The organism is Aeromonas sp. SrichE-2G (assembly GCF_017939565.1).
Lineage (GTDB): Bacteria > Pseudomonadota > Gammaproteobacteria > Enterobacterales > Aeromonadaceae > Aeromonas > Aeromonas taiwanensis.
Window position 1 is genome coordinate 103,178 of record NZ_JAGKRG010000049.1, and the last position, 21,613, is coordinate 124,790.

Sequence of the window (21,613 nt, forward strand, 5' to 3'; positions counted from 1 at the left end):
GGAGCACAGCGTGTTAAATCGCTATCCGCTGTGGAAATACCTGATGGTGATCGTCGTGATCGCCATCGGTTTTCTATATGCAGCCCCCAATCTTTACGGCGAAGACCCGGCTCTGCAGGTCTCTGCCAGCCGCGGTGCCGAAGTCAAACTAGAAACCCTCGATCAGGTGAAAGAGACGCTGGAGGCAACCGGGATCCCGGTCAAGCATGCGGCGTTCGAGCACGGCTTCATCCTGATCCGTTTCAATAACACCGAAGACCAGCTCAAGGCCCGTGACATCGTTGCCAACAAGCTGGGGGACAACTTCATCACCGCCCTCAACCTGGCACCGTCCACCCCCGCCTGGCTCGAAGCCATCGGCGCGGCGCCCCTGAAACTCGGTCTTGACCTGCGCGGCGGCGTGCACTTCCTGATGGAAGTGGACATGGCCGAGGCGCTGACCAAGCAGCAGGAGCAGATGGTCCAGGACTTCCGATCCGAGCTGCGCACCCAGAAGATCCGTTACTCCGGCGTCCGCCGGGTCGGCGATCAGGTGCAGGTGGTGTTCCGTGACGAGGCCGATCAGGCCAAGGCGATCTCCTATCTGCGCCGTCAGAACCCGGATCTCACCTTCACAGGCGAGCAAAAGGGGGATGACTTCATCCTGCTGGCCGCCTTGAGCGAAGCCAAGATCAAGGAAGTGAAGAAGTACGCCCTCGAGCAGAACATCACCATCATCCGCAACCGGGTGAACGAGCTGGGGGTGGCCGAGCCGCTGGTCCAGCAGCAGGGCGCCGAGCGCATCGTCGTCGAGCTGCCGGGGATCCAGGACACCGCCCGTGCCAAGGAGATCCTGGGGGCCACCGCGACCCTGGAGTTCCACATGGTCGATGAGGCCGCCGACATCCAGGCCGCCGCCAGTGGCCGGGTGCCGCCGAGCTCCAAGGTCTACAACGATCGCAACGGTCGTCCCGTGGTGCTGCACAAGCGCGTGATCCTGACCGGTGACCACATCGTGGGTGCCCAGTCCGGCTTCGACGAGTACAGCCGTCCCCAGGTCAACATCAAGCTCGATGGCCAGGGTGGCAACAAGATGGCCAACTTCACCAAGGACAACGTTGGCAAGGGCATGGCCACCGTCTTCATCGAGTACAAGCCGGTGGGGCAGCCTGGTCCGGATGGCAAGCGCAAGTTCCGCAAGCAGGAAGAGGTGATCAACGTCGCGACTATCCAGTCTCGTCTGGGTAGCCAGTTCCGCATCACCGGGATCGACAACGCCAACGAAGCCCACAACCTGGCGCTGCTGCTGCGTGCCGGTGCCCTGATTGCCCCCATCCAGATCGTCGAAGAGCGCACCATAGGCCCGAGCCTGGGCCAGCAGAACATCGACAGCGGGATGGAAGCCATCGGCTGGGCCATGCTGGTGATCGTGCTGTTCATGGGGATCTACTACCGTGCCTTCGGCTGGGTGGCGAATCTGGCGCTGACCATGAACCTGGTGCTCATCGTCGGCATCATGTCGATGATCCCCGGGGCCACCATGACCCTGCCGGGCATCGCCGGTATCGTGCTGACGCTCGGCATGGCGGTGGATGCGAACGTGCTGATCTACGAGCGTATTCGTGAAGAGATCCGCAACGGCCGCGGAGTGCAGCAAGCCATTCACATGGGCTTTGATCGTGCCTTCTCCACCATCGCCGACTCGAACGTCACCTCGCTCATCACCTGCGTGATCCTGTTCGGTATCGGCACCGGTGCCATCAAGGGCTTCGCCCTGACCCTCGGGATCGGTCTGACCGCCTCCATGTTTACCGCCATTACGGTATCCCGCGCCATCATCAACCTGGCCTGGGGCGGACGGCGCATCGACAAGCTGCCGATCTAAGGAAGAGACATGTTTCAAATTCTACATTTTGAAAAGCCCATCCCCTTCATGCGCTTCGCCAAGCTGGGGATGGTCCTCTCCGCGCTGGTGACGGTGTTCGCTCTCTACGTTCTGTACGACCGCGGCCTGAACTGGGGACTGGACTTCACCGGTGGCACCACCATCGAGGTGGGGTTCGAGCAGTCGGTGAGCCTGGACAAGATGCACGAGGCGCTGGATCAGCAGAAGATTGAAGGGGCAACCCTGCAGTTCTTCGGCTCCAGCCGCGACGTGCTGGTGCGCATGACCCCGAAAGAGGGGGTCAAGGTGGAACAGCAGGGCAATGAGGTGCTGGCGGCAGCCAAGCTGATCGACGAGAGTGCCGTGCTCAAGCGCGTCGAGTTCGTCGGCCCCTCCGTGGGTGACGAGCTGGCGACAGACGGTGCCCTGGCCATGCTGGCCTCCATCCTCTGTATCCTGATCTACGTGGCGGTGCGCTTCGAGTGGCGTCTGGCCACCGGGGGTATCCTCTCCCTGGCTCACGACGTGATCATCACCCTCGGCATCTTTGCCTACTTCCAGTACGAGTTCGATCTGACCGTGCTGGCGGCGCTGATGACGCTGGTGGGGTACTCCCTGAACGACACCATCGTCGTGTTCGACCGCGTGCGGGAGAACTTCCGCAAGGTGCGCCGTGGGGATACCGCGGAGATCATGGATCTCTCCATGACCGAGACCCTGAGCCGGACCATCATCACCTCGGGGTTGACCTTCGTGGTGGTGGTGGCGCTGCTGCTCAAGGGCGGGCCGCTCATCCACGGCTTTGCCATCGCCATGGTGATCGGGGTGGCCTTCGGGACCTACTCCTCCATCTATGTGGCGAGCGCCTCTGCCATGTTCCTCGGGGTCAAGCGTGAGCACATGCTGCCGACCCAGGTGGAAAAAGAGGGAGCGGATCAACAAGAGATCCTGCCGTAACAGACAAGGGCGCCGCAAGGCGCCCTTTCTCTTGTGGGCCGGGTGAGTCATGATGCTTCCCACACACCCATCTCCGATTACCCAACGCAAGGAGCAAGCCAATGCAACATAACCCCCGTTTTCTGGCCCTGGTCGAGGCCATTCGTCCGCAGGTGCAGGAAACCGACGTTCACCAGATCAAGCGCTGGCAGGATGAAGGCCGGGATTTTCACCTGGTCGACGTGCGCGAGGAGAGCGAATGGGCCAAGGGCCATCTGCCAGGCGCCACCTACCTGGGGCGTGGGGTGATAGAGCGGGACATCGAGACCCGCTATCCCGATCCGACGACCGAGCTCTACCTCTATTGTGGTGGCGGATTTCGCTCCATCCTGGTGGCGGACAACCTGCAGAAGATGGGGTATTCCCACGTCGTCAGTGTCGATGGAGGCTTTCGTGGTTGGAGTGAGGCCGGATACCCTGTCGAATCCTGATTTATTTGAGGGATAGGGGTTGCGCCACATGACAAACGGCCCCGTGATCTTTACCATATGCGGGGTCAAGCGTAAGCGTCGGAGTGTTCATTGAACGTCAGGATAGGGATTGGATACCTCACGGGTATCCTGTTGTTGCTCCCCATGTGGGGATGCAGCAGTAGCAGTCAGGTACAAACGCCTCAAGTTCCCAAGCCGCAACCCGCTTCACTGGTATTGGCGACCCCTTTGCAGGTCTCCTACCAGAGCGAGTTGGCGCTGGCGCGACTCGGGCAGATGCTCAGTGAAATGGAATTGACGACCGAACAGCGGGCAGAACTCTTCTACGAGCGTGCCGTGGTGTTTGACCGGGTTGGCTTGCGCTCCCTCGCACGGCTCGACTTCAACCGCGCCCTGCGGGAGAAGCCCGACTTTGCCGAGGCTTACAACTTCATCGGTGTCTATCTGGTTCAGCAGCAGAACTATGACGAGGCCTATGAGGCCTTCGATTCGGCGCTGGAGCTGGCCCCGGATTACGACTATGCCTATCTCAATCGGGGGATTGCCCTCTATTACGGCAACCGTCCCGAGCTCGCCACGGCCGATATGAAGCGCTTCTACGAGGCGCAACCGGAAGACCCTTACCGGGTGCTCTGGCTCTATCTGGCCGAGCAGAAGCTCAACGGGCCGGCGGCCATGAGCCGGATGCGCGAGCGGCTCAACAAGTATGACGACGATGCCTGGAACTGGGATCTGGTTCGCCTCTACACCGGCGAGATCAATGCCACCCAGCTGATGACCAACGTGGTGAAAGGGGTGAAGGACAACCGGGAGCTCGCCGAGCGCCTGTGCGAAACCTACTTCTATCTCGGCAAGTTCGAGCTGGCCAAGGGCAACCGCAAGGAGGCCATCAGCTACTTCAAGCTGGCGCTGGCGAACAACGTCTATGACTTCATCGAGCATCGCTACTCCTTGCTGGAGCTGGAGCTGATGGCGCGCAAACCCCTGCCGCCGGGAGCCCAGGGCAAGAACGGCAAGGCGTGATGCGTCTGTCGCCCCTGTGAAAAAGGCCTCATTGCGAGGCCTTTTTGCTGTCTGCGATATGGGGTTTCTGCCCGGCTCGGGCAGGGAGCAGGGAGGGGATCATGATGGTCTCCCTGCTGTGCGCTTCTCTTCGTTATTCCACCAGGCTCATGCCCGGGATCTGGCGCCAGTAGCCGTTGCAGTCCCGCTCCTGCTGGAGGGGCAGGGGGGCCTGCCCCTGCGCATTGGCCTTGAAGCGTGCCAGCATGTCCAGGGTGTCCGGCCCCTGGGGGGAGAGACGCACCACGTCCACCAGTCCCGCCATGCCCGCAAGCTCGTTGCCCAGGTTGTAGCAGTAGCCGGACTGGGTCTGGATGCCGTTGAGGTTGAACACCTTCTGCCCCTCGCGGCTGTTGGCCAGCCGTCCGGTGGGGTAGTGGATGCAGGCGAGCTCACAGTTGTCCTTGGGCTTGTCCAGGGAGCGGGCGGTGAAGCAGCGCGCCGAGTAGGCGAGGGGCAGATGACCATAGGCGAAGACCTCCACCTCGAACTGCTGGCGCTCCTTGCCCAGATCCTGGACAAGCTGTACCAGCCAGTCGCGGGACAGCTCCACCGGCATCACCCAGCGTTGCATCCCGCTTCTGAGCAGCATGCGCAGCACGTCGGCGTTGTAGGCGTTGATGGCGGGGCCGCAGACAAAGGGGAGGCCGCCCTCGCGGGCAAGTTGAACCGTGCCCAGATCGTTGGCCTCGATCAGGAGATCGCCGTTGTCGACCAGCCGCTTGACCTCCTTGAGCTCCGACGGCGCCGAGATCAGGGCCAGGGTGGAGAGCACGGCCTGCTTGCCGGAGCCGGCCACCTGGCGGGCCAGGGCAATCCAGTCATCCACTTTGAGTTCGCGGCGCTTGCTGCACACCGTCTCCCCCAGATAGATGATGTCGGCCTGGCTTTGGGCTGCCGCCTCATAGAAGGCCTGGGTATCGGCCTTGGGCCAGTAGAAGAGCAGGGGCCCGAGAGAGAATTGCATCAGTGGCGCTCCTTGTTGCCGCAAGTGAAGAGGAGAAAAGAGAAGGGCATCGGGGACTCCTTACTGCCACTGGCGATGATAGGCACCGAGGGTGGTCTGGCTTCCCTCGGAGACGCGGGCGAGCTGGGCGTCCCACTCGGCCTTGACCTGATAGGCTTCGGGGTCGGCTTGATAGGCATCGATGGCGGCGCGCCAGACCCGGGTTACCTGCTCCACATAGGCAGGACTGCGCTGGCGTCCTTCGATCTTTACCGACTGGATGCCGGTCTGGCACAACTCGGGCAACAGGCCCAGGGTGTTGAGGCTGGTCGGCTCCTCCAGGGCATGGTAGATCTGGCCGTCCACCTCGAAGCGCCCCTTGCACAGGGTCGGGTAACCAGCGTTTTCACCCCGGCCGTAGCGATCGATCAGCACCTCGTTGAGCCGCGACTCGAGGCCGAGGGGGGTTTCTTCCCAGCGCACGAACTTGGCGGGTGAGCAGGCCCCCACGGTATTGGGGCTCTCGCCGGTCATGTAGGACGAGAGGTAGCAGCGCCCTTCCGCCATGATGCAGAGGCTGCCGAAGGCGAACACCTCTAGGCCGACGTCGGTTTCGCGGGCCAGCTGTTTCACCTGGTGCATGGAGAGCACCCGCGGCAGTACCACACGGCCGACGTTGAAGTGTTGCTGGTAGAAGCGGATGGCGGCGGCGTTGGTGGCACTGGCCTGGACCGACACGTGAAGTTCCATGTCGGGGTGGCGGCGACTGGCGTAATCGAGCACGGCGAGATCGGCGATGATCAGGGCATCGGCCCCGAGTGCCACCCCCTTGTCGACCGCCTGCTTCCAGCGGGCATCGGAACCAGGGTGGGCGAAGGTGTTGATGGCGATGTGCAACTTGCGGCCGTGCTGGTGCACGTAGTCGACCGCTTTATCCAGCTTGCTGTCGGTGAAGTTGAGGCCGGCAAAATGGCGGGCGTTGGTGTCATCCTTGAAGCCGATATAGACGGCGTCGGCTCCGTTGTCCACGGCCGTCTTCAGTGCCGGCAGGCTGCCTGCCGGGCAGAGTAATTCCATCGGGTACGCTCCGAGAGGGCAAAATGCAAAAAAGTGGCCCGATTGTATGCATGCTCGCGCCCCCACTTTTTGACCTGAGGCAGCTTTACGTGGCTTTACCCTTCTCGAGGTAAGTGGGCACAAGTTTGATTTTCAACAGGATCTGGATGAAGGGCCTGTGCTTGAATGCGCAAAAAACTGGGAGTTCATCGTGCTTCAACAACTGCAACACCGCCTGGTCGAACAGGCTCCTCGTCTCTTGCGCCACCCCCTCAAGCTGGTGCCCTTCGCCTTGCAACAGAACCTGATGGAGGCCCTGCTGGCAAAGGTATTCGGGGAGGCCATCGACGAGGGGGATTTTGCATTTCTGGCGGGAAAATGGCTGAAGGTCGAGGTCACGGATCTCGGGCTCTGCTGGTTTATCAGTGAACGTGACGGGAAGCTGGTGGTAGCCCGTCAGTGCGAACAGCCCGATGTCTGCTTCAGCGGCAGTAGCCAGGATCTCATCCTGATCGCCGGGCGCCGTGAAGATCCGGATTCCCTCTTCTTCCAGCGCAGATTGAATATAGAAGGGAAGACGGAACTGGGCCTGGAGGTGAAAAACCTGATGGACAGCCTGGATCTCGACGGTCTGCCCGCCCTGATGAAGTATCCCCTGATGGATCTGGCCAGGCTGATCGAACGCGTCCGAGCCAACGCGCCCTCAGCGCAGGAGCCGGCTCCCGCGTCTGTGGGTTGAGCTGCGTCTCAGTTGCTTGGCCAACCCCCTGGCATGGTGGCGGTGCAGGCGCCGGGCCCACAGGCATCGACAGCCCCACAAACAGGGGAGCAGCGCCAGCAGCGGCGTGGTCTCAGGCAGGCGCAGCAGCATCAGCCCCAGCGCCAGCCACAGAAACGGCAGGGCCTCATAGAACCATTCGGGTTGCAGCCAGCGCTTGGCCGGGAAGATCACGAGATCGGTACGCCGGTAGTTGGAACGCATCATCCAGATGAGGGTCCCCACCACAAACAACAGGGCGGCCGCGAGCCAGAGCAGGGGAGAGTGGGCGAAGAGCCACAGGGCGGCGGCCATAAACAGATACAGCTGCGGCAGTTGCTCGTAGATCCAGAGAGGAAGCATGGACGGGCTCCGTGACGGCGGCTCATCCTTTAAAGCTAGTCTGAGGGCGCACCTCTCCTCAGGTCGGTTGGTTATACGAAGGATCACGTTAGTTCTGAAATGCGAGGTCAGAAGCGGTGCCAAAATAGCGATTGGTTATGTTACAATTGCGCGCCATTTTTGACTGAAGATTGACTGGGCATGCTGGATCAGATTCGTATCGTCTTGGTAAACACCTCCCACACCGGCAACATGGGGTCTGCGGCGCGGGCCATGAAGACCATGGGGTTAACCCAGTTGGTGCTGGTCGATCCGCAAGCCTTGCCGGACGAAGAGGCGGTCGCCCTGGCGGCCGGCGCCAGCGATGTCTTGGCCAATGCCCGCATCGTGGCGACCCTCGAGGAGGCCATCGCCGATTGCGGTCTGGTCATCGGTAGCAGTGCCCGCTCCCGTACCCTGAGCTGGCCCATGCTGGATCCCCGCGAGGCGGGCCACCAGCTTGTGCAAGAGGGGGCGCAGCATCCGGTCGCCCTGGTCTTTGGCCGGGAACGCACCGGCCTCACCAACGACGAGCTGCAGAAGTGCCACTACCATGTGGCCATCCCGGCCAACCCGGAGTACAGCTCGCTCAATCTCGCCATGGCGGTGCAGACCCTCTGCTATGAGGTGCGGATGCGCTGGCTGGCGCTGCAGGAACAGCCGGCCTCAGAACCGGGCGTGGAGCCGGTGGCCTATCCCAGCGCGCAGCAACTGGAGGGGTTCTATCAGCATCTGGAGCAGACGCTGCAAAAGACGGGATTCATTGCCGACGATCACCCCGGTCACGTGATGAGCAAGCTGCGTCGCCTGTTCAATCGGGCTCGACCGGAGGCGGTGGAGCTGAATATCCTGCGCGGCATCCTCACCTCGGTTCAGAAACCCCGGCCGCAGGATTAATCCCGACTGATTTACTCAACTATATACTTGACTGATTTAGTCGGGTATGTGACCATGTGCCTTATATTGATTGGTTCGCAAGACGGTAAGGCATATGAGACTGACCTCAAAAGGACGTTACGCAGTGACAGCCATGCTCGACGTGGCGTTGCATGCAGAGCAGGGGCCCGTTCCCCTCGCTGATATTTCAGAACGCCAGGGCATCTCCTTGTCCTATCTGGAACAGCTGTTTGCCCGTCTGCGAAAGCATGGCCTGGTGAGCAGCGTACGCGGCCCGGGCGGTGGCTATCGCCTCGGTCTGGCCCCTGGCGAGATTTCGGTAGGTCAGGTGATCACCGCGGTCGATGAGTCGGTCGATGCGACCAAGTGCCTCGGCAAGGGGGGCTGCCACGGCGGTACCCAGTGTCTGACCCACTCCCTGTGGCGAGATCTGAGCGAGCGTATTTCCAGCTTCCTCGGGGATATCACCCTGGCGGAGCTGGTCGGCCAGGCCGATGTGCGCCGCATAGCCGGCAAGCAAGATGAACAAATGAAGACCGTGTTGTCCCTGGTTGACCGGGCGGAACGCGGTGATGTGAGCTTGAAAGTCCAACTATAAACGTGCTTTCCACGACGAGTCGCAGTGTGACCCCGTCGTAACGGAGAAAAAGATGAAACTGCCTATTTACCTTGATTATTCGGCAACCTGTCCGGTGGACCCGCGTGTCGCAGAAAAAATGATGCAGTGCCTCACCATGGACGGCCTGTTTGGCAATCCTGCCTCCCGTTCCCACCGTTTCGGCTGGCAGGCCGAAGAGGCGGTCGATCTGGCCCGTAATCAAGTGGCAGAGCTGATCGGTGCCGACCCGCGCGAGATCGTCTTCACCTCCGGCGCGACCGAGTCCAACAACCTGGCCATCAAGGGCATCGCCCACTTCTACGCCGGCAAGGGCAAGCACATCATCACCTCCAAGACCGAGCACAAGGCCGTTCTGGATACCTGCCGTCAGCTGGAACGTGAAGGCTACGAGGTGACCTATCTCGAGCCCATGCCCAACGGCCTGTTCACTCTGGAGCAGATCGAAGGCGCCTTGCGCGATGACACCATTCTGGTGAGCATCATGCACGTCAACAACGAGATCGGCGTGGTTCAAGACATCGCCGCCATCGGCGAGCTGTGCCGCTCCCGCAAGATCCTGCTGCACGTGGACGCAGTCCAGAGCGTGGGCAAGATCCCGGTTGACGTGGAAGCCCTGAAGGTTGACCTGCTCTCCATGTCTGCCCACAAGGTATACGGTCCCAAGGGGATCGGAGCCCTGTACGTGCGCCGCAAGCCGCGAGTACGTCTGGAAGCCCAGATGCACGGTGGCGGTCACGAGCGCGGCATGCGTTCCGGCACCCTGGCAACCCACCAGATCGTCGGCATGGGTGAAGCCTTCCGCATCGCCAAGGAAGAGATGGCGAGCGAGAGCCAGCACATCATGGCCCTGCGTCAGCGTCTGTGGGACGGCATCAAGAACATCGAAGAAGTCTATATCAACGGGGATCTGGACCACCGTGTCCCGGGTAACCTGAACGTCAGCTTCGCCTATGTGGAAGGGGAATCCCTCATCATGGCGCTGAAAGATCTGGCTGTCTCCTCCGGCTCGGCCTGTACCTCTGCCAGCCTGGAACCCTCCTACGTGCTGCGCGCCCTGGGCCTGAACGACGAGCTGGCACACAGCTCCATCCGTTTCAGCATCGGTCGCTTCACCACGGAAGAGGAGATCGACTACGCAATCAAGCTCATCTGCGACTCCATCGGTCGTCTGCGCGAGATGTCCCCCCTGTGGGAGATGTTCAAGGACGGCGTCGATCTGAACACGGTCGAATGGGCACATCACTGATCCTTGCCACAAGAGCAAGTATTTGGTGAACAACGGAATTAGCAGGAGTTAGATATGGCTTACAGTGAAAAAGTAATCGACCACTACGAGAATCCCCGCAACGTCGGTGGTTTTGACAAGAACGACCCCAGCGTCGCCACCGGCATGGTCGGTGCACCGGCCTGCGGCGATGTCATGAAGCTGCAACTGAAGATCAGCGATGACGGCATCATCGAAGACGCCAAGTTCAAGACCTACGGTTGTGGTTCTGCCATCGCCTCCAGCTCCCTGGTGACCGAGTGGGTCAAGGGCAAGACTCTGGACGAAGCGGCCGGCATCAAGAACACCGACATCGCCGAAGAGCTGGCGCTGCCGCCGGTGAAGATCCACTGCTCCATTCTGGCGGAGGATGCCATCAAGGCCGCCATCGCCGATTACAAGCAGAAGAAAGGTCTTTAAGGTCCGGAGAGCAGTATGGCCATAACCATGACAGATGCCGCAGCGGCGCGGGTTTCCTCCTTCATGACCAACCGGGGCAAGGGCATCGGCCTGCGCCTCGGTGTCAAGACGACCGGCTGTTCGGGCCTTGCCTACGTGCTCGAGTTCGTGGATGAGCTGGCCGCCGAGGATCAGGTGTTCGAGCAAAAAGGCGTCAAGATCATCGTCGATGCCAAGAGCCTGATCCACCTGGATGGCACCGAGCTGGACTTCGTGAAGGAAGGCCTCAACGAGGGTTTCCAGTTCAACAACCCCAATGCCAAGGGCGAATGCGGTTGTGGCGAAAGCTTCAGCGTCTAGGTGATTGAGCTGACGAGAAATCGTCGGCTCAACAGCCTCGCCAGCGTCAAAGGCCAGTGCTTTCGTGTCTGACGCCTTGCTCATCAACACAGTGGTATGACCCCCATGCCACTGCTTCCATGTTCAAGACGAGTGTGATGGCGGTACCCGCGGTATTGTCTGAGGACGTACGATGAATCATTTCGAGCTGTTCGGGCTGGCAGAGGGCTTCGAGCTCGATACTCGCCAGCTGGCTGACACCTATCGTCAGTTGCAAGCCCGTTTTCACCCCGATCGTTTTGCCACCGCCCCCGAGCGGGAGCAGCTGGCTGCGGTGCAGCGTGCTGCCCAGATCAACGATGCCTTTACCACCCTCAAGGCGCCCCTGCGCCGAGCCGAGTATCTGCTCTCCCTGCGCGGTACCGATATCCGCGGCGAACAGCAGACGCTGCAAGATCCTGCCTTCCTGATGCAACAGCTGGAGTGGCGCGAACGTCTGGCCGATCTCAAAGGGGATGCGGATCCTGAGGGGGCCGTCCAAGATTTTCGCCGAGAAATCAGGCATGATCACCAGTCTCTGATGCAACGGCTGACCCAGGCCCTCACGTCGGGTGAGGATCTGACCGCAGCGGATTGCGTCCGCAAGCTCAAGTTTGTCGACAAGCTCCTCGAGGAGCTGGAACGATTCGAAGACTCGCTGTTCGAGTCTTGACCCTCTAACGCAGGAATTGTGATTACCCATGGCATTACTGCAAATCGCCGAGCCAGGCCAGAGCGCCGCGCCTCACCAGCATAAACGGGCCGTCGGCATCGATCTCGGCACCACCAACTCCCTGGTCGCCGCCGTGCGCAGCGGCCAGGCCGATACCCTCTGCGACGAGCAGGGGCGTTTCCTGCTGCCCTCAGTGGTGCACTATCAGACCGACGGCCAGGTGCGGGTCGGGGTCGACGCCAAACGTGAAGCGGCCCTCGATCCCCACAACACCATCGTCTCGGTCAAGCGGATGATGGGCAAGGCGCTGGCCGACATCGATACCCGTCAGCAGCCCTATGAATTCGTGGCCGCCGACAACGGCATGCCCCAGCTTCAGACCCGTCAGGGACTGGTCAATCCGGTTCAGGTCTCCGCCGAGATCCTGAAGACCCTGGCCGAGCGCGGCACCGCTTCCCTCGGGGGAGATCTCGACGGCGTGGTCATCACTGTGCCCGCCTATTTCGACGATGCCCAGCGTCAGGGCACCAAGGACGCGGCCAGGCTGGCCGGTCTGCACGTGCTGCGCCTGCTGAACGAGCCCACTGCTGCGGCCATCGCCTATGGCCTCGACTCCGGTCAGGAAGGGGTGATCGCCGTCTATGATCTCGGCGGTGGCACCTTCGATATCTCCATTCTGCGCCTGCATCGCGGCGTCTTTGAAGTGATGGCCACCGGTGGCGACTCCGCCCTCGGGGGGGATGATTTTGATCACCTGCTGGCCGACTGGCTCAAAGAGCAAGCCGGGTTGTCCGGTCAGCTCGACGCCCGCACCCAGCGCGAACTGCTGGACGTGGCCGCCAGCGTCAAGCACGGCCTGACGGATGCCGACAGAGTCCCTTGCGCCTTTGCCGGTTGGCAGGGTACGGTCACCCGCAGCCAGTTTGACGCGCTCATCACCCCCCTGGTCAAGCGTACCCTGCTGGCATGCCGCCGCGCCCTGCGCGATGCGGGTCTCGAGCAGGAAGAGGTGCTGGAAGTGGTGATGGTTGGCGGCTCCACCAGGGTGCCCCTGGTGCGCGAGCTGGTGGGGGAGTTCTTCCAGCGCCCGCCGCTCACCAGCATCGACCCCGACAAGGTGGTGGCCATCGGTGCCGCCATCCAGGCTGATATCCTGGTGGGCAACAAGCCCGACGCCGAGATGTTGCTGCTGGACGTGATCCCGCTCTCCTTAGGGTTAGAGACCATGGGAGGCCTCGCCGAGAAGGTGATCCCGCGCAATACCACCATACCGGTGGCCCGCGCCCAGGAGTTCACCACCTTCAAGGATGGCCAGACCGCGATGGCGATCCATGTGGTGCAGGGGGAGCGCGAGCTGGTGGCGGATTGCCGCTCCCTGGCACGCTTCACCCTGACCGGCATTCCGCCCATGGCGGCGGGGGCGGCCCATATTCGCGTCACCTTCCAGGTGGACGCGGATGGCCTGCTGTCGGTCAGTGCCATGGAGAAATCCTCCGGCGTGCAGGCCGAAATCCAGGTCAAGCCCTCCTACGGGCTGGCGGAAGAGGACATCCTCAGCATGCTGAGCGCCTCCATCGTCAACGCCCAGCAGGACATGGACGCCCGCATGCTGGCGGAGCAGCAGGTCGAGGCGGATCGCGTGGTCGAGAGCCTCAATGCTGCCCTGGCTGCCGATGGCGAGTCGCTGTTGAGCCCTGCCGAACGCGCGCATATCGATGAGGCCATCCAGCATCTGCTGGCCATGCGCCACACTGGTACTACGAATCAAATCAAAGATGCCATAGAGGCGGCGGATGCTGCCAGTGGCGAGTTTGCGGCCCGTCGCATGGATGCTTCCATTCGCAAGGTGCTGACCGGCCAAAACGTCAACAAGGTGTAATATGCCAAAAGTGATCATTCTGCCTCACCCCGAACTCTGTCCGGAGGGCGCCGCCCTCGAAGGCGTGAGCGGTGAGACCATACTGGACATCGCGCTGCGCAACGGCATCGAAGTCGAGCACGCCTGCGAGAAGTCCTGCGCCTGCACTACCTGCCACTGCATCGTGCGGGAAGGGTTCGACTCCCTGGAGCCGAGCGACGAGCTGGAAGACGACATGCTGGACAAGGCGTGGGGGCTGGAGCCTGAATCCCGCCTGAGCTGCCAGGCCAGGCTGGCGGACGAGGATCTGGTGGTGGAGCTGCCCAAGTACACCCTGAACCTGGCGTCCGAACGCCACTGATGGCCGCTTAATTACACATGAGTGAATTGAGTGTGCAGCATCACGCGGTGCAGTAATGATATGGTGAAGGCCGTGACCCTTGAGGGTGCGGCCTTTTTTGTGCCCGCGATTTCCCTATTCGTAGATGAAAGTGCCAATAACAAGGAAGCAAGAGAACATGGCTGACATGATGAACGTACGGTTGTCCTCCCAGGCGGCCGCTCCCCACTGGGGCGAGGGTGCCCTGCTCAGTTTCAATGGCGACGAGGCCCATCTCCACCTTGGGGCCGGTAGCCAGGAGAAAGAGGCGCTGCGCGCCATCCAGCGCGGGGCCAGACGCCTCGAGTCCAGCGGCATCAAGCGCGTCAGACTGGTGGGCGAGGGCTGGGATCTGGAGCGCCGCTACGCGTTTTCCCAGGGCTTCTACGCCGCCAAGGGTGTGCGCGAACTGGACTTCGGCGAGCAGAGCGACAAGGAAGCCGGCGAGCTGGCGGCCCTGCTCAAGGCGGCCCGCTGGGTGCGCGAGGTGACCAACGGCTGCCCGGAGGAGATCTATCCCATGAGCCTGGCGGAGTCCGCGCTGCTGCTGATCCGCAGCCTGGGCGGCGACAAGGTGAGCGCCCGCATCACCGCCGGTGAGGCGCTGCGTGAATCCGGGCACATCGGGATCTGGTCGGTGGGCCGCGGCAGCGAGCGCGAACCCGTGCTGCTCGAACTCGACTACAACCCGACCGGAGATGCCAACGCCCCCGTGCTGGCGGCTCTGGTGGGCAAGGGGATCACCTTCGATTCCGGCGGCTACTCCATGAAGTCCTCCGACAACATGCTGCCGATGAAGTCCGACATGGGCGGTGCCGCCATGGTGACCGGCGCCCTGGCACTGGCCATCAGCCGTGGCCTCAAGCAGCGGGTCAAACTCATCCTCTGCTGCGCCGAGAACCTGGTCTCCGGCCACGCCTTCAAGCTTGGCGACATCCTCACCTATCGCAATGGCATCTCGGTGGAGATCCAGAACACCGATGCGGAAGGTCGTCTGGTGCTGGCAGACGGCCTGCTGGCCGCGAGCGAGAGCGGGGCAGCCTACATCCTCGATGCTGCTACCCTTACCGGCGCCGCCAAGACGGCGCTGGGTCGCGACTACAACGCCGTGTTCGCCCTCGATGAGTCCGAGCAGGTGCGTGCGCTGGCCGCAGCCAAGGCCGAAAACGAGCAGGCCTGGGCCCTGCCGCTGGAGCCCTGGCACGCGGGCCAGCTCACCTCCGCCTTTGCCGAGCTGGGGAACGTGGCCTCCGCCGAAGGCACCGCCGGTGCCACCACGGCGGCCGCCTTCCTGTCCCGTTTCGTGCGTGACGAAGGTAAAGGCTGGGTGCACCTGGATCTGGCCGCCTCCTATCAGAAGTCCGGCAACGATCTCTGGGCGACCGGCGCCAAGGGCCACGGTCTGAGAACCATAGCGCGCTGGTTGCAGGAGGTGAGCGCATGAACGTCTGGTTGAGCCGAGAATTTGCGCCGGCCGAGTGGGGGGAGGGGGCACTGCTCTCCCATCGCGCCGATGGCATGGTGATCCATCTGGTGACCGCCACCCCCTTGCTGGACATCCAGCAGGCGGCGCGTCGCCTGTGCAGCCAGGGGATCCAGCAGGTGGTCCTGGCCGGTCACTGGGAACGGGAGCAGCAGTGGGCCTTCGCCCAGGGGCTGCAGACGCCCAAGGCGGAAGTGGCCCTGCAGTGGGCCACCTCGTCCGAGGAGGACAGGGAGGAGCTGGAGGCGCGCTGGCTCTGCGGGCGCTGGGTGCGGGAGATGACCAATGCCACGCCGGAGCAGCTGGGGCCGCTGGAGCTGGCGGTGGAGGCGGCAGCCTTCCTCACCGAGCTGGCACCGGATCGCATCAGCCATCGCATCCTCAAGGGAGAGGCGCTGCAGCAGGCGGGTTGGGTAGGCCTCTACCAGGTCGGCCGTGGCAGCGATCGCGAGCCCGTGATGCTGGAGCTGGATTTCAATCCCAGCAAGGATCCCAAGGCGCCGGTGGCGGCCGCACTGGTGGGCAAGGGGATCACCTTCGACTCCGGCGGCTACTCCATGAAGACCTCCCAGGGCATGCTGACCATGAAGCACGACATGGGGGGCGCCGCCATCGTGACCGGCGCCCTGGCGCTGGCCATACTGCGCGGGTTGGACAAGCGGGTGAAGCTCATCCTCTGCTGCGCCGAGAACCTGGTCTCCGGTCATGCCTACAAGCTGGGCGACATCCTCACCTACAAGAACGGCACCACGGTGGAGATAGTCAACACCGATGCCGAGGGTCGCCTGGTGCTGGCCGATGGCCTGCAGCTCGCCGGTGAATCCGGCGCGCCCCTCATCATCGACGCGGCCACCCTGACGGGGGCGGCGGTGATGGCCCTGGGGGGGCGCTACAACGCCCTGTTCGGCCTCGACAAGGGGCTGGTGAGCCGCGCCATGGCGTACTCGGATGCAGAGCAGGAGCCGGCCTGGCCCCTGCCACTGGAGCCCTGGCATCGCCATCAGTGCCCGTCCCACTACGCCGACACCGCCAACAGCCGTCCGGTACCGGGGGGCGGCCCGGGCGGTGCCTCCAATGCGGCGGGCTTCCTCTCCCGCTTCGTGCCCAACGAGGGGAGGGGGTGGTTGCACGTGGATCTGGCGGCCTGCTTCAACGAGAACGGTGACAGCCTCTGGGCACCGGGGGCCAACACCCTGGGGATGCGCACCATAGCGCACGCCCTGCTGACGGAGACACGTTCGGCGATCTGATAACGCGAAAGGGCACCCCGGGGTGCCCTTTTCGACCGTGCTGCTTTGCTGAGCAATTGATAGGGTTTCAGGGCATTAGCAAGGCAATCGTGCGCAAGCGCACATTTTTTCTTACCCCCATGGCACAAGATGAGTCACCATGTTGTTTCAAGGAATCTTTTGTTTAACAAAAAGTTGATTTTTTGTGTGTTGTTTCGCGCTTTGTTTACGTATAATCGCCGCCGAAAAATGGATTCCTACAATAAACCTCTGTAGTTAAGGAAAGAACTCAATGGCTATCGAACGTACCTTCTCTATCGTCAAACCGGACGCGGTCAGCAAGAACCTGATTGGTGCCATTTATGCTCGCTTCGAGAGCGCCGGTCTGAAAGTGGTTGCCGCCAAGATGCTGCACCTGACCAGCGAACAGGCCGCCGGTTTCTACGCCGAGCACCAGGGCAAGCCGTTTTATGACGGTCTGGTCGGCTTCATGACCTCCGGTCCCGTCATGGTGCAAGTGCTGGAAGGGGAAGACGCCATCCGCCGTCACCGTGAAATCATGGGCGCCACCAACCCGAAAGAAGCCCTGGCCGGTACCCTGCGTTCCTGCTACGCCGAGAGCATCGATCGCAACGCCGTTCACGGCTCCGACGCCCCGGCCTCTGCCGCCCGCGAGATCGCCTACTTCTTCTCCGACGACGAGATCTGCCCGCGCGGCTGATGTTGTCTGGTGATGCCCAAGGGAGCCTCGGCTCCCTTTTGTTTTTTGGTCATTCGGTCAATATCCACTTATTCTCCAGGTGGAAAGCCGGACCCATTATTTGTACAATGCCGCCCCCTGACGTAGGTCAGCCGATAATTTATGAAGTGTGTGAGCTGAGGCCCTTGATGAGCGAAATGAAAACCAACCTGCTGGATCTCGATCGGGATGCCATGCGTGCCTTCTTCGTCGAATTGGGCGAGAAGCCGTTCCGGGCCGATCAGATAATGAAGTGGATCTATCACTTTGGTTGTGATGATTTCGATCAGATGAGCAACGTCAACAAGGCGCTGCGCGAGCGCCTCAAGGCCATCGCCGAGATCCGTGCCCCCGAAATCAGCCGTGAGCAGCGCTCCGCAGACGGCACCATCAAGTGGGCCCTGCAGGTGGGAGACCAGGAGGTCGAGACCGTCTACATCCCGGAAGCGGATCGCGCGACCCTGTGCGTCTCCTCCCAGGTGGGCTGCGCCCTGGCCTGTACCTTCTGCTCCACCGCCCAGCAAGGCTTCAACCGCAACCTGAAGGTCTCCGAGATCATCGGTCAGGTGTGGCGCGCTGCCAAGGTCGTCGGTGGCAAGCGTCCCATCACCAACGTGGTGATGATGGGCATGGGCGAGCCGCTGCTCAACCTCGCCAACGTGGTGCCGGCCATGAAGCTGATGATGGACGACTTCGGCTTCAGCATCTCCAAGCGTCGCGTCACCCTCTCCACCTCCGGCGTGGTGCCGGCACTGGACATGCTGGGGGACCAGATCGACGTGGCCCTGGCCATCTCCCTGCACGCACCGAACGACCAGCTTCGCTCCGAGATCATGCCGATCAACGACAAGTACAATATCGAGTCCTTCCTTGCCGGGGTTCGCCGCTATCTGGCGAAATCCAACGCCAACGGCGGTCGGGTCACCGTGGAATATGTGCTGCTCGATCATATCAATGACGACATGCAGCATGCCCATGAGCTGGCCAAGGTCCTCAAGGAAACCCCTTGCAAGATCAACCTGATCCCGTTCAACCCCTTCCCGGGCAACCCGTTTGGCAAGCCGAGCAACAGCCGCATCGACCGCTTCTCCAAGGTGCTGATGGAATATGGTCTGACCGTCATCGTGCGCAAGACCCGCGGGGACGACATCGATGCCGCCTGTGGCCAGCTGGTGGGGGAGGTAATCGACCGTACCAAGCGCACCATGAAAAATCGGATGCAACAGGATGGGATTTCCGTCAAAATGGTTTAACTCCTAAGCCATTGTATAGACAGGAAATGGATATCCGTACATTGATCGTAGTGGCAGCGCTCAGTGCGCTGCCAGGCTGTGTGACAGAGACCACTTACGCTGGCCAGAATTCGACCCAGCGTGAAGTGGGTCCCGACCTCAAGGCCGCCGCCCAGACTCGCCTCGATCTGGGGATCCAATACCTGCGTCAGGGCAATGCCGAACAGGCGAAGTTCAACCTTGACCGTGCCCTCCAGTACGATCCCAACAATCCTCAGGTTTACATCGGTTTTGCCTACTTCTACCAGCAGGTGTCGGATTTCAAGGCGGCCGAGGTAAACTACAAGAAAGCGCTGGCCATGGATCCGTCCAATGCTGACGCGATGAACAACTATGGTGCCTTCCTCTGCAACCGCGGCCGCTTCGACGAGGCGGACAAGGCCTTCATGCAGGCGGTGAGTCAGCCCGATTACGTCAAGATCGCCGATACCTACGAGAATGCGGCGCTCTGCTCGATGCAAAATCACAGAAATGATAAGGCCGGCGAGTACTATCGTCTGGCCTTGGGGTATAATCCCCGCAATCCTAGGTTATTGCTGGACATGGCGGAGCTTTCCATGAAAGATGGCAAGCTGCCTGACGTCCAGTCTTACCTCGTGCGCTTTGCCGAAGTGGCAGAGGAAAACGAGGAGAGCCTCTGGCTCCGGCTGCGGCTGGCCCAGGCCATGGACAAACCGGCATTACTTCACCAATTCGGGACTGAGCTGGTAAGGCAATATCCCACTTCGCAACAAGCCAAGCGTTACTTAGCCAATGACTACTGAACAGCCACACGATTTCCAAGACGACTCCCAGGCAGCGGGCCCAGGCCAGCTGCTGCGCAATGCCCGTGAACAGCTCGGCTGGACGCGAGAACAGGTTGCGTCCCGCATTCACCTTCGTCTTACCCTGATCGCCGCCATCGAAGCGGATACCTACGACAAGCATACGTCCCATACCTTCATTCGCGGCTATCTGCGCGCCTATGCCAAGCTGGTCGGCATTCCCGAGGAGACCATCCTCGCCGCCTACGACAAGCTGGGGTTGACCCCCCCCGACAACATCGACATGCAGAGCTTCTCCCGCCGCTCCCGTCAGCAGGCCAATGACAGCCGCCTGAAGGTGATGACCTGGCTGGTGATCCTGGTGTTGATCGGTCTCTCCGTCGCCTGGTGGTGGCAGAGCACGGCGCGCCGCTCCGCCGGTGAGGAGGCTCTGGCCGCCACCGAGATAAGCAGCACCGATAGTACCCCCAGCGCGGCCGTGCCGTCCGAGGTGGATGTCGACGTCGCCGCGCCCGTTCTGCCCGCTGCCTCCGAGGCCGTCTCGACCGCGCCTGTCGTGAGCGATGCCGCCGCGACCGTGCCGGCCGTGGTGGCCGAGCCGAGCGCCTCTGTATCGACCGATGCCTCTGCCGCCGTGGCGACCGAGTCACCTGCCCAGGATGAGACTGCCGAACCGGCCAAGGCGCCGCAGCTCAAGATGAGCTTCACCGCCGACTGCTGGCTGGATGTGAAGGATGCCAACGGCAAGACCCTGTTCAGCGGGCTGAAGAAGGCGAACGACGAGCTTGTGCTGGAAGGACCCGAGCCACTCAAATTCATCATTGGCGCGCCCATGGCGGTCAATCTCGAATACCAGGGCAAGTCCTTCGACATGAGCCGTTACAACAACGGCCGGACTGCCCGCTTCTCACTGCCGCAGGAGTAATCAGTCCGCCATGTCTGTTCACGAAAAGCCCGCACACGAATCTCCCATCATTCGTCGCAAATCCAGGCAGATCATGGTCGGTAATGTACCGGTTGGGGGCGATGCCCCCATCACGGTGCAGACCATGACCAACACCAAGACCACGGACGTGGCCGCCACCGTCGAGCAGATCCAGCGGATCGAGCGGGTCGGTGCCGACATCGTCCGGGTCTCCGTCCCCACCATGGAGGCGGCGGAAGCGTTCAAGCTCATCAAGCAGCAGACCCGCATCCCCATCGTCGCCGACATCCACTTCGACTACCGCATCGCCCTGAAAGTGGCCGAATACGGCGCCGACTGCCTGCGCATCAACCCGGGCAACATCGGCAACGAAGAGCGGGTGCGCGCCGTGGTCGACTGCGCCCGCCATTACAACATCCCGATCCGCATCGGGGTGAACGGCGGCTCCCTGGAGCGGGACCTGCAGGAAAAGTACGGGGAACCCACCCCCGAGGCCCTGCTGGAATCCGCCATGCGCCACGTGGACTACCTGGATCGCCTCAACTTCGACAACTTCAAGGTGAGCGTCAAGGCGTCCGACGTCTTCCTGGCTGTCGGCGCCTACCGCCTGCTGGCCAAACAGATCGATCAGCCGCTGCATCTGGGCATCACTGAGGCGGGCGGTTTTCGCGCCGGCGCGGTCAAGTCCGCCATCGGCCTCGGCATGCTGCTGAGCGAAGGGATCGGTGACACCCTGCGCATCTCCCTGGCCGCCGATCCGGTGGAAGAGGTGAAGGTGGGCTTCGACATCCTGAAATCCCTGCGCATCCGTTCCCGCGGCATCAACTTCATCGCCTGTCCCTCCTGCTCCCGTCAGGAGTTCGACGTCATCGGCACCGTCAATGCCCTGGAAGAGCGGCTGGAGGACATCATCACGCCGATGGATGTCTCCATCATCGGCTGCGTGGTGAACGGTCCGGGGGAGGCGCTGGTCTCCGATCTGGGCCTTGCGGGCGCCGCCAACAAGAGCGCCTTCTACGAAGGGGGCCAGCGGGTCGACCGGCTCGACAACAAGGATCTCGTGCCGACCCTGGAGCGACGCATCCGCGCCCGGGCCGCCATGCTGGATCCGGCCAACCAGATCCAGATAGACAAGGGTTGAACCCCTGAGGGTTCAACCAGAGCGGGGCCACCTGGGGTGGCCCCGGCTTTAGGTTATTGATTTTACATCCCGCATCCGGG

General features: G+C 62.0%; 23 protein-coding genes. 20 read left to right on the forward strand and 3 right to left on the reverse strand.

Annotated features, from left to right (window positions below; all coding sequences use genetic code 11):
• The first annotated feature begins 10 nt into the window (after positions 1-10).
• From secD to nlpI, 4 genes are all read left to right on the forward strand, one after another.
• The gene (gene secD / locus J9885_RS15400; RefSeq protein ID WP_134695003.1) at positions 11-1,864 is read left to right on the forward strand and encodes a protein translocase subunit SecD; all 1,854 of its coding nucleotides are present in this window, start codon (positions 11-13) and stop codon (positions 1,862-1,864) included.
• Positions 1,865-1,873: 9 nt separating this feature from the next.
• Positions 1,874-2,821, forward strand: a complete 948-nt coding sequence (gene secF / locus J9885_RS15405) for a protein translocase subunit SecF (protein WP_043759873.1) — start codon at positions 1,874-1,876, stop codon at positions 2,819-2,821.
• Between the two features lie 101 nt (positions 2,822-2,922).
• Complete coding sequence (locus J9885_RS15410; protein WP_043759874.1) at positions 2,923-3,291, forward strand: rhodanese-like domain-containing protein; 369 nt, start codon at positions 2,923-2,925, stop codon at positions 3,289-3,291.
• A 90-nt stretch (positions 3,292-3,381) separates the two neighbouring features.
• Entirely contained in the window at positions 3,382-4,314 is a 933-nt protein-coding gene (gene nlpI / locus J9885_RS15415) for a lipoprotein NlpI (RefSeq protein WP_280634145.1), read from the forward strand.
• 133 nt (positions 4,315-4,447) lie between these two features.
• Here the strand turns inward: nlpI and J9885_RS15420 are convergent, their stop codons facing one another.
• Both J9885_RS15420 and J9885_RS15425 read right to left on the reverse strand, forming a co-directional pair.
• The gene (locus J9885_RS15420; RefSeq protein ID WP_210549967.1) at positions 4,448-5,320 is read right to left on the reverse strand and encodes a U32 family peptidase; all 873 of its coding nucleotides are present in this window, start codon (positions 5,318-5,320) and stop codon (positions 4,448-4,450) included.
• A 60-nt stretch (positions 5,321-5,380) separates the two neighbouring features.
• A complete protein-coding gene (locus J9885_RS15425; protein WP_210549968.1) occupies positions 5,381-6,376 on the reverse strand; it encodes a peptidase U32 family protein in 996 nt (331 codons plus the stop codon).
• A gap of 190 nt (positions 6,377-6,566) precedes the next feature.
• Here J9885_RS15425 and J9885_RS15430 point away from each other — a divergent pair, with 190 nt between their 5' ends.
• A complete protein-coding gene (locus tag J9885_RS15430) occupies positions 6,567-7,094 on the forward strand; it encodes an SCP2 sterol-binding domain-containing protein (protein ID WP_210549969.1) in 528 nt (175 codons plus the stop codon).
• Here J9885_RS15430 and J9885_RS15435 read toward each other — a convergent pair.
• Positions 7,059-7,475: a hypothetical protein gene (locus tag J9885_RS15435; protein ID WP_210549970.1), complete on the reverse strand. Its 417-nt coding sequence runs from the start codon at positions 7,473-7,475 to the stop codon at positions 7,059-7,061. The genes J9885_RS15430 and J9885_RS15435 overlap by 36 nt on opposite strands.
• A gap of 180 nt (positions 7,476-7,655) precedes the next feature.
• Between J9885_RS15435 and trmJ the strand changes: the two genes are divergently transcribed.
• The 15 genes from trmJ (at position 7,656) to ispG (ending at position 21,533) form a co-directional block, all read left to right on the forward strand.
• Positions 7,656-8,390, forward strand: a complete 735-nt coding sequence (gene trmJ / locus J9885_RS15440) for a tRNA (cytosine(32)/uridine(32)-2'-O)-methyltransferase TrmJ (RefSeq protein ID WP_210549971.1) — start codon at positions 7,656-7,658, stop codon at positions 8,388-8,390.
• Between the two features lie 94 nt (positions 8,391-8,484).
• Positions 8,485-8,988, forward strand: coding sequence for a Fe-S cluster assembly transcriptional regulator IscR (iscR, locus tag J9885_RS15445; RefSeq protein ID WP_025327241.1), 504 nt, complete (start codon positions 8,485-8,487; stop codon positions 8,986-8,988).
• A gap of 52 nt (positions 8,989-9,040) precedes the next feature.
• Positions 9,041-10,255, forward strand: a complete 1,215-nt coding sequence (locus J9885_RS15450; RefSeq protein ID WP_043759886.1) for an IscS subfamily cysteine desulfurase — start codon at positions 9,041-9,043, stop codon at positions 10,253-10,255.
• Between the two features lie 54 nt (positions 10,256-10,309).
• Positions 10,310-10,693: a Fe-S cluster assembly scaffold IscU gene (iscU, locus tag J9885_RS15455; RefSeq protein WP_010675059.1), complete on the forward strand. Its 384-nt coding sequence runs from the start codon at positions 10,310-10,312 to the stop codon at positions 10,691-10,693.
• 15 nt (positions 10,694-10,708) lie between these two features.
• Positions 10,709-11,032 (forward strand): iron-sulfur cluster assembly protein IscA, encoded by a 324-nt coding sequence (gene iscA / locus J9885_RS15460; RefSeq protein WP_042076614.1) that lies wholly within the window; start codon positions 10,709-10,711, stop codon positions 11,030-11,032.
• 172 nt (positions 11,033-11,204) lie between these two features.
• Complete coding sequence (gene hscB / locus J9885_RS15465; protein ID WP_043759888.1) at positions 11,205-11,723, forward strand: co-chaperone HscB; 519 nt, start codon at positions 11,205-11,207, stop codon at positions 11,721-11,723.
• 28 nt (positions 11,724-11,751) lie between these two features.
• Positions 11,752-13,602 (forward strand): Fe-S protein assembly chaperone HscA, encoded by a 1,851-nt coding sequence (hscA, locus tag J9885_RS15470; protein WP_210549972.1) that lies wholly within the window; start codon positions 11,752-11,754, stop codon positions 13,600-13,602.
• A gap of 1 nt (position 13,603) precedes the next feature.
• Positions 13,604-13,942 carry an ISC system 2Fe-2S type ferredoxin gene (gene fdx / locus J9885_RS15475; RefSeq protein WP_043759889.1) on the forward strand — a complete coding sequence of 113 codons (339 nt, stop codon included), beginning with the start codon at positions 13,604-13,606 and terminating at the stop codon, positions 13,940-13,942.
• A 157-nt stretch (positions 13,943-14,099) separates the two neighbouring features.
• Entirely contained in the window at positions 14,100-15,404 is a 1,305-nt protein-coding gene (gene pepB / locus J9885_RS15480; protein WP_210549973.1) for an aminopeptidase PepB, read from the forward strand.
• Positions 15,401-16,693, forward strand: a complete 1,293-nt coding sequence (pepB, locus tag J9885_RS15485) for an aminopeptidase PepB (RefSeq protein ID WP_210549974.1) — start codon at positions 15,401-15,403, stop codon at positions 16,691-16,693. The genes pepB (J9885_RS15480) and pepB (J9885_RS15485) overlap by 4 nt, the downstream gene beginning before the upstream one ends.
• Before the next feature lie 271 nt (positions 16,694-16,964).
• Positions 16,965-17,393: a nucleoside-diphosphate kinase gene (gene ndk, locus J9885_RS15490; protein WP_043759893.1), complete on the forward strand. Its 429-nt coding sequence runs from the start codon at positions 16,965-16,967 to the stop codon at positions 17,391-17,393.
• A gap of 167 nt (positions 17,394-17,560) precedes the next feature.
• Positions 17,561-18,664 carry a bifunctional tRNA (adenosine(37)-C2)-methyltransferase TrmG/ribosomal RNA large subunit methyltransferase RlmN gene (locus tag J9885_RS15495; RefSeq protein WP_043808070.1) on the forward strand — a complete coding sequence of 368 codons (1,104 nt, stop codon included), beginning with the start codon at positions 17,561-17,563 and terminating at the stop codon, positions 18,662-18,664.
• 11 nt (positions 18,665-18,675) lie between these two features.
• The gene (tapF, locus tag J9885_RS15500; RefSeq protein ID WP_081843715.1) at positions 18,676-19,467 is read left to right on the forward strand and encodes a PilW family type IVa pilus biogenesis/stability lipoprotein TapF; all 792 of its coding nucleotides are present in this window, start codon (positions 18,676-18,678) and stop codon (positions 19,465-19,467) included.
• Positions 19,457-20,392 (forward strand): cytoskeleton protein RodZ, encoded by a 936-nt coding sequence (gene rodZ, locus J9885_RS15505; protein WP_210549975.1) that lies wholly within the window; start codon positions 19,457-19,459, stop codon positions 20,390-20,392. Before tapF ends, rodZ begins: the two co-directional genes overlap by 11 nt.
• Before the next feature lie 10 nt (positions 20,393-20,402).
• Complete coding sequence (ispG, locus tag J9885_RS15510) at positions 20,403-21,533, forward strand: flavodoxin-dependent (E)-4-hydroxy-3-methylbut-2-enyl-diphosphate synthase (RefSeq protein ID WP_043759924.1); 1,131 nt, start codon at positions 20,403-20,405, stop codon at positions 21,531-21,533.
• Positions 21,534-21,613 lie beyond the last annotated feature (80 nt).